The sequence below is a fragment of the Corynebacterium sp. HMSC072A04 genome, from assembly GCF_001809235.1.
GTDB classification, from domain to species: domain Bacteria; phylum Actinomycetota; class Actinomycetes; order Mycobacteriales; family Mycobacteriaceae; genus Corynebacterium; species Corynebacterium hiratae.
Window position 1 is genome coordinate 1 of record NZ_KV796756.1, and the last position, 217, is coordinate 217.

Below are 217 nucleotides of genomic sequence, written 5' to 3' on the forward strand. Positions count from 1 at the left end.
GAGCCTGGTTATGAGGATGGTTCGGGTAAGCCTGGCGAGGATGTCACGGTTCCTTCCCCTGAGTTCAAGGACAAGGACGGCGAGCCGACCGACGCTCCAGAGGGCACCAAGTTCACCCCGGGTGAGAATGCTCCGGAGGGTGTGAAGGTTGATGAGAACACTGGTGAGATCACCGTTCCGGTTCCTGAGGACGCTAAGCCTGGTGACAAGATCACTG

At 58.5% G+C, this 217-nt stretch carries 1 protein-coding gene; it reads left to right on the forward strand.

Translation table 11 applies throughout. The features are described from left to right. A partial coding sequence (locus HMPREF2565_RS13885; protein WP_210385873.1) for a YPDG domain-containing protein occupies positions 1-217 on the forward strand: 217 nt, incomplete at both ends.